At 69.3% G+C, this 15,499-nt stretch carries 16 protein-coding genes and 1 tRNA gene; 5 read left to right on the top strand and 12 right to left on the bottom strand.

Features of this window, described 5'->3' with window-relative positions; all coding sequences use genetic code 11:
- Positions 1–38: 38 nt before the first annotated feature.
- The 10 genes from VD997_12690 to VD997_12645 form a co-directional block, all read right to left on the bottom strand.
- Positions 39–1,139, bottom strand: a complete 1,101-nt coding sequence (locus tag VD997_12690) for an HD domain-containing protein (GenBank protein HYE62845.1) — start codon at positions 1,137–1,139, stop codon at positions 39–41.
- Between the two features lie 75 nt (positions 1,140–1,214).
- Positions 1,215–2,348: a YihY/virulence factor BrkB family protein gene (locus VD997_12685; protein HYE62844.1), complete on the bottom strand. Its 1,134-nt coding sequence runs from the start codon at positions 2,346–2,348 to the stop codon at positions 1,215–1,217.
- A 153-nt stretch (positions 2,349–2,501) separates the two neighbouring features.
- A complete protein-coding gene (locus VD997_12680) occupies positions 2,502–3,437 on the bottom strand; it encodes a class II glutamine amidotransferase (protein ID HYE62843.1) in 936 nt (311 codons plus the stop codon).
- A 92-nt stretch (positions 3,438–3,529) separates the two neighbouring features.
- Positions 3,530–3,820 carry a hypothetical protein gene (locus VD997_12675; GenBank protein ID HYE62842.1) on the bottom strand — a complete coding sequence of 97 codons (291 nt, stop codon included), beginning with the start codon at positions 3,818–3,820 and terminating at the stop codon, positions 3,530–3,532.
- Complete coding sequence (locus tag VD997_12670) at positions 3,820–4,086, bottom strand: DUF4236 domain-containing protein (protein HYE62841.1); 267 nt, start codon at positions 4,084–4,086, stop codon at positions 3,820–3,822. Before VD997_12670 ends, VD997_12675 begins: the two co-directional genes overlap by 1 nt.
- Before the next feature lie 163 nt (positions 4,087–4,249).
- Entirely contained in the window at positions 4,250–5,530 is a 1,281-nt protein-coding gene (locus tag VD997_12665) for a hypothetical protein (protein ID HYE62840.1), read from the bottom strand.
- The gene (locus VD997_12660; protein HYE62839.1) at positions 5,527–6,315 is read right to left on the bottom strand and encodes a phage holin family protein; all 789 of its coding nucleotides are present in this window, start codon (positions 6,313–6,315) and stop codon (positions 5,527–5,529) included. The genes VD997_12665 and VD997_12660 overlap by 4 nt, the downstream gene beginning before the upstream one ends.
- Complete coding sequence (locus VD997_12655; protein HYE62838.1) at positions 6,315–7,166, bottom strand: hypothetical protein; 852 nt, start codon at positions 7,164–7,166, stop codon at positions 6,315–6,317. The genes VD997_12660 and VD997_12655 overlap by 1 nt, the downstream gene beginning before the upstream one ends.
- 378 nt (positions 7,167–7,544) lie before the next feature.
- Complete coding sequence (locus VD997_12650) at positions 7,545–9,149, bottom strand: hypothetical protein (GenBank protein HYE62837.1); 1,605 nt, start codon at positions 9,147–9,149, stop codon at positions 7,545–7,547.
- Between the two features lie 539 nt (positions 9,150–9,688).
- Complete coding sequence (locus tag VD997_12645) at positions 9,689–11,134, bottom strand: kelch repeat-containing protein (protein ID HYE62836.1); 1,446 nt, start codon at positions 11,132–11,134, stop codon at positions 9,689–9,691.
- 271 nt (positions 11,135–11,405) lie between these two features.
- On the opposite strand from VD997_12645, the gene raiA reads away from it, so the two are divergent.
- The 5 genes from raiA to VD997_12620 all read left to right on the top strand — a co-directional run bounded on the left by raiA (position 11,406) and on the right by VD997_12620 (position 13,943).
- The gene (raiA, locus tag VD997_12640; protein HYE62835.1) at positions 11,406–11,714 is read left to right on the top strand and encodes a ribosome-associated translation inhibitor RaiA; all 309 of its coding nucleotides are present in this window, start codon (positions 11,406–11,408) and stop codon (positions 11,712–11,714) included.
- A gap of 129 nt (positions 11,715–11,843) precedes the next feature.
- Positions 11,844–12,320 carry a PTS sugar transporter subunit IIA gene (locus VD997_12635; GenBank protein ID HYE62834.1) on the top strand — a complete coding sequence of 159 codons (477 nt, stop codon included), beginning with the start codon at positions 11,844–11,846 and terminating at the stop codon, positions 12,318–12,320.
- A gap of 21 nt (positions 12,321–12,341) precedes the next feature.
- Positions 12,342–12,617 carry an HPr family phosphocarrier protein gene (locus VD997_12630; GenBank protein ID HYE62833.1) on the top strand — a complete coding sequence of 92 codons (276 nt, stop codon included), beginning with the start codon at positions 12,342–12,344 and terminating at the stop codon, positions 12,615–12,617.
- Between the two features lie 33 nt (positions 12,618–12,650).
- Complete coding sequence (locus tag VD997_12625; protein HYE62832.1) at positions 12,651–13,376, top strand: hypothetical protein; 726 nt, start codon at positions 12,651–12,653, stop codon at positions 13,374–13,376.
- 186 nt (positions 13,377–13,562) lie between these two features.
- Positions 13,563–13,943, top strand: coding sequence for a DUF3606 domain-containing protein (locus VD997_12620; GenBank protein ID HYE62831.1), 381 nt, complete (start codon positions 13,563–13,565; stop codon positions 13,941–13,943).
- 101 nt (positions 13,944–14,044) lie between these two features.
- On the opposite strand, the gene VD997_12615 is transcribed toward VD997_12620, so the two are convergent.
- Positions 14,045–14,118: transfer RNA gene (locus VD997_12615), tRNA-Ile, on the bottom strand.
- 61 nt (positions 14,119–14,179) lie between these two features.
- A complete protein-coding gene (locus VD997_12610) occupies positions 14,180–15,478 on the bottom strand; it encodes an MFS transporter (GenBank protein ID HYE62830.1) in 1,299 nt (432 codons plus the stop codon).
- Positions 15,479–15,499 lie beyond the last annotated feature (21 nt).

The raw sequence follows: 15,499 nt of genomic DNA, 5'->3' as shown, positions 1-15,499 counted from the left end.
CTCCTCAGTGCCGGCGTCGTGTTGAGCGCGAGACATCCTCACTCGTTGAGCCCCTGGATGTATTCCAGCGCCTCGTCGATGGTCGGCACGATGACGCCGCGTTGGCGGCCGGCCTGGTCGGCCTCGCTGAGGAGCAGGACGTCCTCGAGCCACTCGCTCTCGGCGAGGCGTCGGCGGGCGCGGTGGCCCAGGGTGCCGGCGCGGTATTCGTGGGCTTCCATGTGGTGCTCGACGAGCCAGAGCGTGCGCTCGGTGACGGAGCCCTCGAGGGCTTCGACGCCGGCGCCGACGTGGTCGTGCGGGTCGATGGCCTTGCCCACGTCGTGCAGCAGCGCGGCCAGCAGGAACTCCTCGTCGTAGCCGCGCACGTTGCGGGCGAGCTGGAAGACCTGCAGCGCGTGGTACAGGGCGTCACCCTCGGGGTGGTACTTGGCGCTCTGCTTGACCTTCTCGAGCGGCAGGAGCAGGAGGCGGTAGAGCTCCCAGACGTCGGCGTGCTCGGCGGCGCGGTCCATGCGTTCTTCGAAGTCGGGGGCGGTCTCGCGGAGCAGCGCCTCGAGCTCGGCGATGCCGGCGCGTTCCATGGTCTTGCCGGTGATGGAGCTGCGGAAGGGGTAGTTGCTTTTGTCGGCGGTGTAGACGGTGAGCTCTGCGGTGTACTGGCCCCGCTCGCCCAGGCCGGGCACGTGGATGTGGGTGAACACGCGCTGCTCGTTGTGCTTGAGGACGCGCTTGTGCTCGACGGAGTACTCCAGGCCGAGGGCGGCGAGGGCGTCCTCGAGCAGTCCGAGCGAGTCGGTGAAGACGTGCAGGTCGATGTCGGAGCCCTTGCGGACGTGGCCCGTAAGCACGCTGCCGATAAGGCGGGGCTTCCACTGGTCGAGTGCCCGCATGAGGCGGAGGGCCTCGATGCGCATGGCAGCCAGCTCGCGCCCGCGGCTCTCGCCCTCGAGCATGTCGGCGAGCAGCTGGATCTCGTCGCGGATCTCGCGGTTGCTGGGGAGGTCCTGGACGCGGTCGGCGCCGAGGATCTGCCGCGCGGCCTTGCGCTTGGCGGTGAAGTACTCGTGCTCCTCGCGCGCGTACATCATGGACGCGGCGCGACGCGCGATCTCCCTGCGGGTATTCGGGTCTGACATGGATGGAAGTGCGCCGAAAAAAGCCCGGTTGTGAGACGGCGCGGGGCTGGGCCGGCGGTGTGCCGGTGGGGGAGTTTAGGCGTCGCGGCTGTCCTTCGCGTTGGTCTTCGCTGCGTGCTTGTCGCCGCCAACCCGGGACTTCGTCGAGGACTTCTCAGTCCCGGCGTCGTGGTGTTTCCCGTGCTTCTCGTCCTCGCGGCCCCAGTCCTTGCGCTTCCAGGGCTTGACGTAGCCCTCGTCGCCGGGCTGCTTGGGGACCTCCTTGACGGTGGCGGACTCGGCCCAGTCGGCCGGCTCGATGCGCTTGCCGTACATCTCCGCGTAGCACTGCGTCATCTCGGCGCCAAGCAGCAGGATGGCCGAGGAGTAGTAGATCCATACGAGCGCGATGGCCATGGAGCCCGCGGCCCCGAAGGAGGAGCTCACGGCGGCCTTGCCGAGGTACAGGCCCAGGCCGACCTTGCCCAGGGCGAGCAGCGCTGCGGTGATGAGGCCGCCGCGCCAGGTCTCGCGCCATCCGATCTTGGCGTCGGGCAGGTAGCGGTAAATGACGGCGAGCAGCGTTGAGATGATGCCGAAGCTGACTGCGAGGTCAACGATGTGCAGCACGGGCTCGGGGATGGCGACGACGCTCTGGATGCGCTCGGCCATTCCGGAGACGACGGCGCTGGAGGCGAGCAGCGCCATGAGGGCGACGCCCATCAGCAGCACGAGGCCGAAGCCGATGAGGCGGGTGCGGATGAGCTGGCCGATGGCGTGCCCGGGCTTGGGGCGGACGTTCCACACCTGGTTGAGGGCGTCCTTGAGCTGCTGGAAGAGGCCGGTGGCGCCGATGAAGAGGAGCACGAAGCCGACGACCATGCTCCAGATGCCCTGCTTGGGCTCGCTGGCGTTGCGGAGCAGCTCATCGATGAACTCGGCGGTCTTCGGGCCCGCGGCCGAGGAGACGCGCTGGATGATCTGCTGGCGGGCCTGCGTGTCGCCGAAGATGCGGCCGACGATGGCGAGCATGATGAGGATGATGGGGGCGACGGAGAAGATGGCGTAGTAGGACAGCGAGGCCGCGAGCGTGAGCGACCGGTTCTTGAAGAACGCGGTGATGGCGCTCTTGAAGAGCTTGAGGATGCCGCCCTTGCCCTTCTTGCCGGTGTTGTCGTGGGCGCCGCTGGGCTCGCGCTCGGACCTGCCCTTTGTGGAGTAGTCGGCCATGCACCGAGTGTGCTTCCGCCGCCTGAACAGCAATCAAACGTGCTACCGAGATGTCTTCATCGTGCCACCGAGATGTCCTCATCTCGGTGGATGGGACCGCGAATCAGGTCAGGAATCCGGCTCAGTCCAGCTCAGCCCAGCTCAGTCCAGCCTTCAGGTAGCCACCTGCATCTCCCGGACCTCACACTCCCGCTCGTGGCTGACCACCACCATGTGATTGCGGGGGATCTTCTGCCACCCCGGGTCATCGCTGAGTGGCTCGCTGGAGACGATCACCGCCCCGTGCCCCTTCTCGGGCGAGACCATCCGGCACAGCCCGCCCTCACAGACGTAGCGGCGGCCGGTGTGCACGTACAGCGATGAGGGCTCATCCGCGGTGGTGTACCGGCAGGCCACCGAGTGGTCGCCGTCGCTCACGGCAATGTTGAGGTAGCAGTCCTCGTCCTCCTCGGGCTTGGCGTCGTCGCGCTTGGCACCGCCGTTGACCGCGTGCTTGGAGAGGCGGGTGATGTACTCGACGGTGCGCTCCAGGGCCGCGGCCATGGCCTGCACCTGCTTGCCGGGGTGAGCCTTGACCTTCCCCCCCGAGGCGCCGACGCACGTGCCGCCGGCCTTGGCGACCTGATCGAGGAAGACGCCGAAGAGGTGCTCGCTGTCGGTGGAGCCTTTGACAGCATGGAAGGAGTCGTCGCTGAGGTCCGCGAGCACGCGCCGGCGGATCTCGCCGAAGCGGGCGACGTCGCCGTTGTGCATGAAGGCGTACGGCCCCGCGGCGAAGGGGTGGCAGTTGAGCTCGGTCACGGGGATGCCGCGCGTGGCGGCCCGCACGTGGGCCATGACCGTGCCGCTGCGGGTGACGCGGGCGAGCTCCAGCAGGTTCATGTTGCTCCACGCCGGCGACACCGAGCGGAACACCGCGGGCTTGTGCGAGAGGTCGGGCGCCCACCACGCGACGCCGAAGCCGTCGCCGTTGAGCGGCTCCTCGCTCTCCTTGCTGTGCACGCTCTGGTTGATGATCGAGTTGGCGGGCTCGGTCACCAGCGAGGCGATAGTCAGGGGCACGCCCTGGTAGAGCACGAAGCGGCACATGCGCAAATCTCCAAAGTGCAAAGGGGCAAAGGGCAAATCGGAATGCGTTCGTCATCGGCGCTCCGATTTGCCCTTTGCCAGTTTGCCCTTTGCTATTTTTCCTCGGCTCCTTCGTAGTTCCCCACCAGCCTGCCCGCCACCACGGTGAACATCACCGAGCCGCTGCCCAGGTCGACGCCGGGGAGGAAGTCATCGTCGAGCTGCTTGAGAATCTCGGGGACGTGCTCCTCGGTGAGGCCCGAGCCCTCGAGCAGGATGAGCGTGCCGGCGACGGTGCCGTCGGCGAGGTAGTGCAGGTCCACGGCCGCGGCGTCGCGACCCTCGCGCATGGCCAGGAACCGCTCGGAGCTGGCCGACCGCAGCACACGCTTCCATCGCACCATCACAGAGTCTCCTTAAGCAGCCGCGCGGCCGCGAAGCCCACCACCGCGAGCAGGGCGAGCGAGCCCACCAGCATGACCATGCACCCGGGTCCACCGGTTCGGTAGCCCATGCCGGTCCCGGGGATGCCGCTGGAGGTGTACCGCCGCCCGCGGGGTGTGACGCCGGTGCGGAAGCCGCGCCCGCCGACGGAGTAGCCGACGCCCGAGCGGCTGAAGTTGATGCGGAAGGGCCCCGCGTTCACCGACTTGCGGAAGTAGAACCCCATGGCGGGGGAGCGTACCGCAAGCGGCGGGCGCGTGCAGAAGCCTGCAATGGCGTCGCACGCTACGACATCTGACAGCAACCCCCGCACGCAGTCACGCCGCAACACCTGGTGTAAACCGGGTGTGCGGCGTGACGCTGCGCGTTGACTGAAAGCCCCAGGGGTCTCAGTCGACGTTTTCATCGCCGATGCGGCTGGGGCCGGTGCCCTTGCCGAAGCTGCCCGGGGTCTGGCCCGGCAGGTCGCAGTTGCCCAGCCCGCCCTTGAGCTCGCCGGCAGTGCCCATGCCCAGCCCCGGCGTGGTGGGGGAGCCGCCGGCATCGCCGAACTCGCCGCCGCCGCTGCGGTCGCCGATCTGGTTACCGGGGCCGGTCTGACCCTTGCTCAGCTGCTGCACCGATTCGCGGACGTGCTGCTTGGTGGTGTCGACCACGCGGTGGGCGACGTCGCGGATCTTCTCGCCGATAGGCTGCTCGCCGCCGACCTCGTCCTTGAGCTTGGTGCCCAGCTCGGTCGCGACCTGCTTGCCCTGCTCGTAGGCCTGTTGGCCCAGGTCCTTGGCGCGGTCCTTGACCTTGTCGCTGATGGGCCCGAGCAGCTCATCCTCCTTGCGTGAGGAGGGCACGAGCAGGCCGCCGACGACGCCTACCGCGAGGGCCGCGGCGCCGAAGGCGAGGGGCGTTTCCTCGTACATGTCGACGGTCTTGTCCTTGGCGACCACGGCCTGACGGCTGACCGTCTCGCCGTAGTGGTGCATCTTCTCGCGGGCGGCGGTGCTCATGTGCGAGACGCGCTCGCCCACGTGCGAGACCTTGTCCTTGGCGCTGTGCCCAAGGTTGCCGATGGAGTGGCCCACGCCGGAGATGCGGTCCTTGACCGACTCGAAGGCTCCGCCGGCTTTGTCCTTCATGTTCTCCATCATGCCGCCGGCGCGGTCCTTGATATTGGAGCCCATCTCGCCCACGCGCTCACCGATGCCGCGACCGCCGCCACGTCCGATGTGGCCGCCGCCCTCGCCGCGCCCGTAGCCGCCGCCGGAATCAACATCACCGGAGCGTCCGGGGAAGTACTCAGCGCCGGGGCTGAGCCAGTCGCGCTCGCGCCCGCGCCCGACCTCGTAACCCTCGTGGCGGCCCTTGCCGCTGAGGCGGTCGGCGACCATCCACACCACGCCCAGCCCGATGAGGGCCGCGGGCACGGGGTTGTCACGCGCGGCCTCCATGATGCGGCCGGGGGCGCGGCGCCCGGGGGTGGTGAAGACGTCCTTGACCTCGTCGATGAGGCCGTGGAGCGAGAGCTTGCTTTGAAGCTGGTTGGCGGTCTGGTCCATTTCGTACAGCTGGCGGTCGATGTCCCGCTTGATTTCTTCGCTGGAACGCTGGTCGGTGTCACGCCCCGCGGTCCGGTTGCAGTTGGACGCGTTGCGGGTGTCGGTGTCCTTGTTCATGAGACCTTCTCCTTGACCCACTCGCCGGTCTCCTTGAGAGACTGGGCGGTGCGCTCGGGGGTCAGGCTGGCGCACTTGATGCGGTCGAGTCCTTTCTTGATCAGCAGCCCGGCCACGCCGAGCACCACGAGCGACACGATGAGCGGGCTGAGCCAGCTGTAGACGCGAGGGCTCACGTCCGCGGCGTCGAAGATCGAGCTGAGCGCCGCCACGAAGGCGTGCAGCAGGATGATGGAGCCCGCCAGGGCGATCACGCCGCCGACGGCGACCGAGACCGCGTTCTTGGTGAATACCGAGGCCTTCTCGCGCATCTCGGCCTTGGCCAGGGCCACCTCGTTGCGGAGGAGGCTGCCCATGCCCGTGGTCAGCTCCTTGAGCATGGCGGGGATCGACTGCGGGCGGGTGTAGCCCCCGACGCCCGTAGTCGAACCTGAGAAACCGGTGCGCGAGGGGGCGGCGCCGTAATCGGTGTCGCCGGCGCGGGAGCGGCCCTGGGCCTCGTAAGCCGTGCTGCCGCCGAACGTCCCCGTGCTCCCGCTGTTCATAGTGGACGTGCCGCCGGAGTAGTCAACCGGGCACGACTGTGCGCCGGTCCCGGCGACGCTGCTGCCGATCGCGCCCGTCCCGCCGGTGTCGATCAGCCGTTCCTGGCCCGCGCCGGCGCCGATGTCGGGGCCGCGCTCGGGGTAGACGCGGTCGCCGCGGGTGGGCTCAAAGTTGTCCTTGCTGCCGCCCTTGGGGCCGGAGCCAACGCCGCCGAAGTTGTCCTTGCCGTAGTCTGCCATTACACACCCCCTCGCAGGTCCGGAGGCGTCTCCGGGGTCTTTGGTGTCACGTCGAACGGAGTGGCGCTGCCGCCCAGGCCGCTCTTGTCCAGCGGCCCGCGGGGCGGGTTCACGTCGATGGGGCCCGACGGCCCGTAGCTCCCGATCTTGTCCTGGGCGAGCTTGTCCTGCGCCCGCCAGGTGATGCCCACGTCGTCGCCGACGTCGCTGCCGCCGCTGTAGCTGTCGCGCCCGTAGTCATCACCCCCGCTGTAGCCATGCTCGTGGCGGGAGGAGGCCTTGAGGAAGCGCGAGATCACCACGCCCGCGAGCAGGCAGCCGCCCAGGAACAGGGCGGGCTCGCGCCGGGCGAAGTTCTCCACGCTGCGGATGATGTCGCGCGGCTCCTTGTTCTGGAGCATGTTCGCGGCGTCGTCCAGGCGCGACGCGATCAGGTCGGTGACGCGGGCGACCGTCTCGCCCCCGCCGCTTCCACCCTGATCCTGCCGCAGCTCGTCGCTGACGCGGTGCAGGGCCTGGGCGAAGCCGCCCACCTGCCCGGTCACGCGCTGGCGCTGCTGCTCGAGCATCTCGCCGGCGGTGCCCTTGAACTCCTGGCCGAGCTCCTGGGCGATGCCGCGGGCCTCGCGTGAGACCTCCTGCCCGATGTCGCGGGCCGCCTGCTTGCCCTTCTGGACAAACTGCTTCGCGCCCTGCACCGGCTGGCTGCCGCCGCCGTACCCGCCACCTTCAGCCCCGCGTCCAGGCCCGCTATCCATCGGGCCCGTGCGCACGTCATCGCCGGTGTCACGACCGGGGTTGTACCCCGTCAGCCCGGCATCCAGCCCGCTGTTGTTTCGGTTCGTTTCCATGCCCCAAACCTAGAGCACGGTGCCAGTTACCGCCGCCTTCTGAACCGGCAATAACCGGTTCTTTCAGCCCGCCAAGTGGCTTTGAGCGCGAAAGCAGAACCTTCCCTTTGGGTTCTTAGCGGGCGTTTAGCTGAAGTGATGCCCTGTGAGGGGCAGTGGCGCGGCGGCGCGGGGAAGAAGGTCTCTCGCGGAGGACGCGGGGGCGCGGAGGAAGAGAAGGGCTCTCGCGGAGGACGCGGTAGCGCGGAGGAGGATCACAAACAGAGATAGGACGGGCCACGCACGGTCCGCCCGCTCCTCCCTCCTGCCTGTCTTCGCGCCCCCGCGTCCTCCGCGAGAGATGCTCTTCTAAACTCACGAGGAGGCCGTGGCTGCGACCTACCTGCACCCACCCCCCAGCACTCGGAAGAACGCCTCGATGTCTGCATCGGTGCCGGTGTCCCCGTCCAGGTTGTAATCGGCCCCGCCGGGCGGGCACGCGGGGCAGCAGCTCCAGCCCAGGCACGCGAAGAAGGCCTCGATGTCGGCATCGGTGCCCATGTCCCCGTCACCGTTGAAGTCCTGCGTGAGGCAGGGCGGGAGCGAGCTCTGGATCGCCTGCCACTCCAGGGCCTGCAGCAGGTTCATGCCCTCGAAGCTCTGGTGCACGCCGTCCTCGGTCCAGGGTGCGGGCAGCGATGCGCCGGCGCCGCCGTTGACGGCGTAGCCGCCCGCCTGCAGCACGCCCAGCTGGTCGTAGAAGCTCCAGCCCTCCTCGATCGCCAGTTCGCGCATGGCCCGCCGGTTCAGCTCCACCCGCGAGGTGGGCCCGCCCGCGTCAAAGAAGCTGCCGTAGTACGGCACGAGCTCGACCACCACCTCCTGCGCCCCGCCCGCCCGCAGGGCGTCGATGTTCCGCTGCACCCCCAGGCGGATCACCCGCTTGCGGTCCTCCATCGTCGACTCGTAGGCGAAGCCCGCCGCCGGGTTGGCCCCCACCTCCCACCGCAGCAGCACGCGGGGGGCGCGGATGGTGGCCGCGTACCACTCCGCCGTCTCGGCCTCGCCGTACTTCCAGTCGGCGTTGTCGAATGGCGTCGTGATGGTGGCGGGCAGGTGGTCGGTGATGGACCAGCCGCCCACGGCGATTACCCCCAGCACGCACCCGACCTGCCCCGCCCCCGCGACCCCCGCGAAGTTGATGCGGGTGCCGATCCACTGGTTGCCCCTCCCCGCGTACTGGTGCCACTCGGCGATGCGGTGGGCCATGATCACGCGGAGGTTGGCGCCCGCCACGGCCGTCGGCATCACCCGCGTCACGATGCTCGGCGTCGCCGAAGCCCCCAGCGGCGGGGCGAACTCGGTCATCGCCGCCCACGGGTACGAAATATCGCCGCCCACGTCCAGCCCCAGCCGCACGCCCAGCGCGCGCCCGGTGTTGTCGGCCATTGCGTAGTACTCGACGCTCTCCACCGCCCGCCCCTGCGAGGGGTCGCCCCGAAAGAAGGTCCCGCCCGGGGCGCCCTGCGCGTTGCTATGCATCCAGCCCCCCGAGGTGCTGGCCACCACCGCCATGAACCCGGTCCACAGGTTCATGTCTGTCCCGGGCAGCACCCATTGCTCCGCGATGGAGTTGGGGAACCGGTTCATCCACCCCGCCCCCGGGACAACCGCCCCCGGCGGCGTCGAGCTCCGCTGAACATCCTGGAGCCCCAGCATCACCTGCCCGATGCCGTCCTCGGTCATCACGTTGCTCTGGTTGCCCTCGAACGCCAAGGCCGCCCACTGCACGTCCCACTGGCGGAAGATCCCGCCCGGCACCCGGTGGCGGGCCCACGCGCTGCGGGAGTCGCCGTAGATGACGATCCCGACGGTCCCGGTCTGCGAGTGCGCAAGCAAGTCCTTGACGGCGTGGAGGTTAGCGTGCTCGGTTGGCTGCGCAGAGAGGGGCCGAGCAGCCACGCAGGCCGCAAGGCCGGACAAAACGAGATGGATGTGCTTCATGGCCGCACGTTACTGTTGCGGGCGGCGGTGGTTGCAAGTGCATCGAAATATCTTTTGAGTGTATTGTGGGCGTTTGTTCTCGGACGTGAAACAGTAGCGTGCGATTCCGCAGACTTCACTTGGGGCGCGCCTACGAGAGGCACTCTGGCCGCGGTCTCTCGGCGTCGCACTCAGTAGCTCGGCGATCGGCGGCGTCCCCACGCGAGAGCGTTCGAACTTCACGGTTGCACCCTCGCACGCTTGCGTCCGGGCGGGTCGGGCAGACGTGCCGTCCGCAGGACCGGCGAGCCCTGCCACCAGCGATACCCAATGCGCAGTACGCTCCTGTGATGCAGCGGCGCTCGCGTCAGAAAGGCTGGAGCGCCGCGGCGGCGCAGTGGCCGCTGCCTCCCGTGCGGTTATGACCGGGGCGGGCTCGCGGGTGCTTCGCGGGCGTGCCCGGAGTGCGGAGCGGTCACCCGCGCGGAGGCATAGCGACGAGGACGTCGCCATGGCACGCAAGGAAAGCCTCCGAGATGTCGCCATCTCCGTGGCACGGCTCAGCAGGGGTTGCCGCCCAGCACTCGGAAGAAGCTCTCGATGTCCTGGTCGGTGCCGGCGTCGCCGTCGTTGTTGAAGTCTGAGCCCCCGGGGTGGCAGGTGTCGCAGCAGGTGCCGCCCAGGCAGGCGAAGAAGGCCTCGATGTCCTGGTCGGTGCCGATGTCGCCGTCGCCGTTGTAGTCGGAGGTTCCGCAGGCGGGGACGATGGTGAGCACGGCCGCGGGGCTGGGCAGCGGACCGCAGGCGGTCATGGCAACGACGTCGTACACGCCCTGGTCGGCGGCGGTGACGGGGTCGATGAGGAGACTGCTGGAGGTGGCGCCGGAGACGCGGGCGTCGTTGCTGATGGGCGCGCCGTCGCGGCGCCACTGCCACCCGCTCACGGCGCCGCTGACGCTGGCGGTCAAGGTGACGGACAGGCCCTCGTTCACCTGCTGTGACCCGGGGCCGCTGGTGAAGGCCACGCCCGGGGCGAGCAGCCACGCCTCAGTGAGGAGGCCGCCTGAGGCTGCTGACCCGCCAGCCACGACGAAGCGGCCGAGCCCAGCGTGCCAGACCATGCAGCCGGCGCGGCGGGCGGGCGGGTTGCCTGTGGTCGCAGTCGTGCTCCAGCCTTGCGGGGTTAGCGCCGACGTGGTGGTGATAGGGCCCAGGCTGTCGAAGCCGCCGGTGAGCACGAGCCGCTGGGCCGCGGGCGACCACGCCATGGCTCCGCCGCTGCGGGCGGGCGGATTGCCGCTTGCCCCCGGGGGCACTTCGGTCCACGTGGTGCCGTCCCACGCCCATGTCATGGTCCCGTACTGAACGGGGTCGAGCCAGGTGGCGCCGCCGAAGAGGATGACCTTCTGGCGGCTGGGGTCGTAGGCGATGGAGTGCTGACAGCGGGCGCCAGCGCCGCCGGCGCTGCGCTGGGTCCACGTGACGCCGTTGTATTCCCAGGTGTCGGCGACAAGTCCATCGGCAGCGAGGCCCCCGTGCATGACGACGACCTGCCGCAGCGGGTCATAGGTCATGGCGTGCCACCGGCGCGCGGGAGGACTGGCGGGCGTGGGCACAACGCGCCACGTGGTGCCGTCAAACTCGTAGGTGGTGCTGCTGGGTGCTTGCGGCGCGCCGGTGAGGCCGCCGAAGAGGACGATCACGCCGCGGGTGGAGTCGTACGCCATCGCATGCCCCGTGCGCCGCGGCAGGGGTCCGGAGGGCGACTTGAGCTGCCATGCGGCGCCGTCGAACTCGATGGTGGCATTGGAGACGGTACCGTCGGCGAGGGTGCCCCCGACCAGAACCGCGCACCCTCGGCCGCTGTCGTAGGCCATGGCGGCGCCCGAACGAGGGCTGGGGAGGGGGGCGCCGATGGTCCACGCCCAGCCGCACTGCGCGGCCGCCGGCGCGCTCGCAATGAGCGGAATCACCAGCCCGACCATGCCTGCTGTCCACGCGTGCATCGCTCGTGCCCCTGGAGCCCGGACCTTTGGGGCACCAGCGTACAGGACGGGCGCTGCGTTTGGAAGGGGTTCTTCGGGATGTCCGTGAGCGGGTTCATCGCGGCAGGTGGCCGCTCTTTACGTGCTGCCGCAGCGAGCGGAGCGTGGCACTGTCCGGGCTTCGGTGCTGCGAATCAGGCGGAGTGACGGGCCCTACCATCGCCCGCCGGGGTGTGGGGACCCGTGGCGGGGCTGCTACTACGATGGCCCCGGTCCAAGGAGGGTTTACAGCATGCGGATCAACGTGGTCGGGAAGAACCTGGAAGTGACGGACGCGATCCGGCAGTACGCGGAGACCAAGGTCGACCGGCTGACGAAGTACTTTGACGGGGTGCAGCAGATCAACGTGACGCTGACGGGGGCCAACGGGCACGGCACCAACGAGTTCGGGGTGGAGTTCGTGGTCGATGTGGAGAAGCACGCGGACTTCGTGTCGCACGTCTCCGACAAGGACCTTTACGCGGGCATCGACCGGGCGATGGAGAAGGCCGAGCGGCAGCTGCGGGACTTCAAGGAAAAGCTGAAGCTGGGGAAGCATTGAGGCAATAGTGGCGAAGTGGCAGAGTGGCAAAGTGGCAGAGTGCGCAAGCGGCTTCGGACGCGTGCTTTCTCACTTTGCCACTCCGCCACTTTGCCACTTTGCCACTTTCTTCCGGAGGAGTTCGTCTTGGTGAAGCTGACGGAGATCGTCGCGGAGGGGGCCATCGTCCCCGTGCTCAAGGCCACCGACCGCGACGGGGTGATCCTGGAGCTGGTGGACGCGCTGGTGAGCAGCGGCTCGGCCCCCGCGTCCATCCGCGACGAGCTGGCCTCCAAGGTGCTCGAGCGCGAGAAGCGCGGCAGCACCGGGTTCGGGCGGGGCGTGGCGGTGCCGCACGTCAAGAGCCGCGGGGTCAGCAAGATGGCCGCGGCCATCGGGCTCTCGACCCGGGGTGTGGACTTCAACGCCCTGGACAAGCAGCCGGTGTACTCGATCGTGCTGCTGCTGAGCCCGGAGGACAAGCCCGAGGAGCACCTGCAGGCGATGGAGGTCATCTTCAAGAACCTCAGCAAGGACACCTTCCGGCGCTTCCTGCGGCAGGCGGGCAGCGTGCAGGAGGTGCGGACGCTGCTGCAGGAGGCCGACGGCCAGCACCTGCCCGGTTGAGCGGGCGAGAAGGAACCGCGGTTGTCGGACACCTGCACCATCAAGGTCATGATCGTGAACCGGCTGGGCCTGCACGCGCGGCCCGCGATGACGTTCGTTGACCTCGCGACAACCTTCCCCTGCGAGGTCAAGGTGCGCAAGGGCGACACCGAGGTCGACGGCAAGTCGATCATGCAGATGATGATGCTGGCCGCGAGCAAGGGCAGCGAGCTGGAGATCACCTGCACCGGCGAGCAGGCGGAAAAGGCGGGCGCCGCCCTCAAGGCCTTGGTAGACGGCGGGTTCGAGGAAGAGTGACCGGTTGCGGGCGCGGCGCGGTAGGCTGGGGCGATGGCGCGGCGGTCATCACGGGCGAAGATGCTGGTGTTCGTGGTGCTCGCGCTCGTTGCGGGCGCGTCGCTCACATGGATGATCGCGTGGGGGTGTGCGCTGTGGGCCCCGGCGCCGACGCTGGCGGCGGGTCCGGGTTTGCGCGTGCGGATCGGCGCCACCACGTCGGCCGAAGAGGTGTGGCCGGCGGGCTGGCCGGCGATGCCGTCGGGGAGCTACCTCGACAATGAGTGGCGGTGGGAAGCGGAGTACGCGGCCTTCCAATGGCAGGGTCCCGGCTACGCAGCCACGCGCACGTGCACACTCGAGGTGGAGCTGTACGGCTGGCCGCTGCGCACCATGCGCCGCGCCGTGGCAGCTGACACCGGGTGGGTGCCGACCGCGCCGCCTCCGCCACCACCGAACCTGCCGCCGCTGCTGCCCTCGCCTCCGCAGCCCCCGCCGCCGCCCGCGCCGGTGCCGTCCACACCGGTCATGCGCTCGCTGGCCGCGCCCGCGTGGCTGCGCCCATCGCCCGCGTGCACGGGGCTTCCCACAGATGTGCTGTGGGGGCCCTTCATTACCAGCAGCGTCGCGATCGGTGCAGTGGTGCTGATGCTTGGGGCTGTTGCGCTGGCGGGCGCACGCCGTGCCCTCCGCCACATGCAGCGCTGCCCGGGCTGCGGCTACGACCGCGCGGGGCTGGGCGCCGGCCCGGCGTGCCCCGGGTGCGGACGCGCAGCGTGAGGCGGGAGAACACGCGGTGAGCTGGTCCGAGCCGGTGCAAGCCGGTCAGCCGCCGTTGACGCGGGATTTCAGCCCCTTCCACACGGTGAGTGGATGATTGTCACATGCATTCTCCGCGCGAGGCGCTGGCACGGTTGGTGGGGTTTGAGCGGGCGGGCGAAGTGCTCGATGTGATGGAGCAGGCGGTTGGCCGCGGGGCCGACCGCGAGGACGCTTCAGTCGCTCTCGAATATCGAGCTGAGCGGGCTCGCAACCGTGCACGGGCTGAGCGTGAACAGCCCGGACCGGCGCGAGCTGCTCGACCGGCTGACTGACTGCGCGGGGGCGATGGCGGCACGACGCCGCCTGCGTATCGCACGTTACGGAAAGGAGCACGGCATGAGCGACGACCTGAGCAAACGCGGCCGGCAGGACCGCGAGCGGATCAACGTCAATGAAGAGCACGAGCTGCGCCGCTGGAGCGACCGCTACGGCGTCAGCCCCGACAAGCTGCGCGAGACCGTGCAGCGGGTGGGCCCGATGGCCAAGGACGTGGAGCAGGCCCTTGGGCGCGGCGGGGGCAGCTAGTTCTGGGAGCGCGGGGAGGGGTGACCGCCGCCTACCGCTGGATCGAACAGGGTGCAAAAACAACGCAGGCCGGGCAAGCTGCCCGGCCTTTGTCATGGGAATGGGCCCGATTGGAGTCGAACCAACGACCTCACCCTTATCAGGGGTGCGCTCTAGCCAACTGAGCTACGAGCCCGCTCAGCCCTCCAGACCTATCGGCCGGAGGCAGGGGTGAGTATAGGCGGCTGTCCCGGCAGTCAACGGGTGGCACCGGTCTCCCGACCGGTGCTGGAGGGAGCGTCCGGGTGCCGCACCCCCGCGCCCAGCACCACCGCGACCAGCAGAACAGCCCCGACCGCGACGAAGCTCCAGGTCAGCCCCGCCCGCAGGTAGAGCTGCTGGGCGAGGGCAGGGCCGATCGCGGCGATCGCCCACGCCCCGCCCATCATCAGGCCGCTGGCCAGGCTGGTGCGGTGGGGGAGCAGCCGCTGGGCCATCGAGATGGTGATGGGAACGACGCCGGCGTAGCCGATGCCGCCCAGGACGGAGAACACGAAGGCCATTGGCACGCCGCCCAGCGGGCCATCGAGGCTGGTGACGAACGGGAACGCGGCGATGCACGCGGCCCCGGCGGCGGGCATCCACACCAGCAGCGGCTTTTCCATGCGGGGCTTCACGATGAGGCCGACGACCACGCCGGCGATGAGCATGCCGATGGACATGGCCGCCTGGAGCGGGCCATTGATCTCGCTGGCCTCGTGCCGGAGATCGGGGGTGAGGGCCCCGGCCGCGTGGTCGGCGAGCACGCGGGCCTCGCTCCAGCGGATGAGCAGCTGCACCAGCATCATGTTGACGACGAAGCGCACGACGTTGCTGGCGTAGAGCAGGCCGATGTCGACCCAGCGGCGGCGGCGGACATCGGCGGGGAGCGCGCGGTGCTCATCGCGCGCGGTGGCGTGCCGGTGCGGCACCCCGTGGATCGCCCACGCCAGGCCGATGCACGTGAGCAGGCCGGGGATCATGAGCCATGCGACGTTCTTGAGGCCCAGGTGCGTGACGAACTGGGGCATGATGAACCCAGCCCCGATCGCGCCGAGCATGCCCGCGGAGTAGAACATCGCGACGCCGCGAGCGCGACGGGCGCCGGAGAGGTGCCCCACGGCCGCGGCGGCGACAGGGTGGAACGCGCCCACGCCCGCCGAGCCGATGCCCTGGAGCACGAGCAGCATCCAGAACTCATCGACGTAGCCGATGAGGGTCATGGCGATGGCGGCGACCGCGGCCCCGGCGGTGCCCAGCCAGCGGGTGTCGTGCTTGTCGCTCCACAGGGCGGTGAGGGGCTGGATGACGCCGCTGGCGATGGAGCCAAGCCCGAGCAGGAGCGCGTCTTCCTTCGGCGTGAAGTAAGCGCTGAGCTGCAGGACGGTCACCAGCGGGATGATGATGTACGAGAAGAAGTCGACGACGCAGTGGGCGATAGAGACCCACCAGAGGCGTGCACCAGCCTGTGGTACGCTCTGAAAATCAGCATTCGATCGCACGGAGGGTCTGGACAAGGGGGACAACCATAGTCCCTG

The organism is Phycisphaerales bacterium, from assembly GCA_035627955.1.
In the GTDB taxonomy this organism is placed as follows: domain Bacteria; phylum Planctomycetota; class Phycisphaerae; order Phycisphaerales; family UBA1924; genus JAEYTB01.
This window is presented reverse-complemented; position numbering and strand designations above follow the sequence as displayed.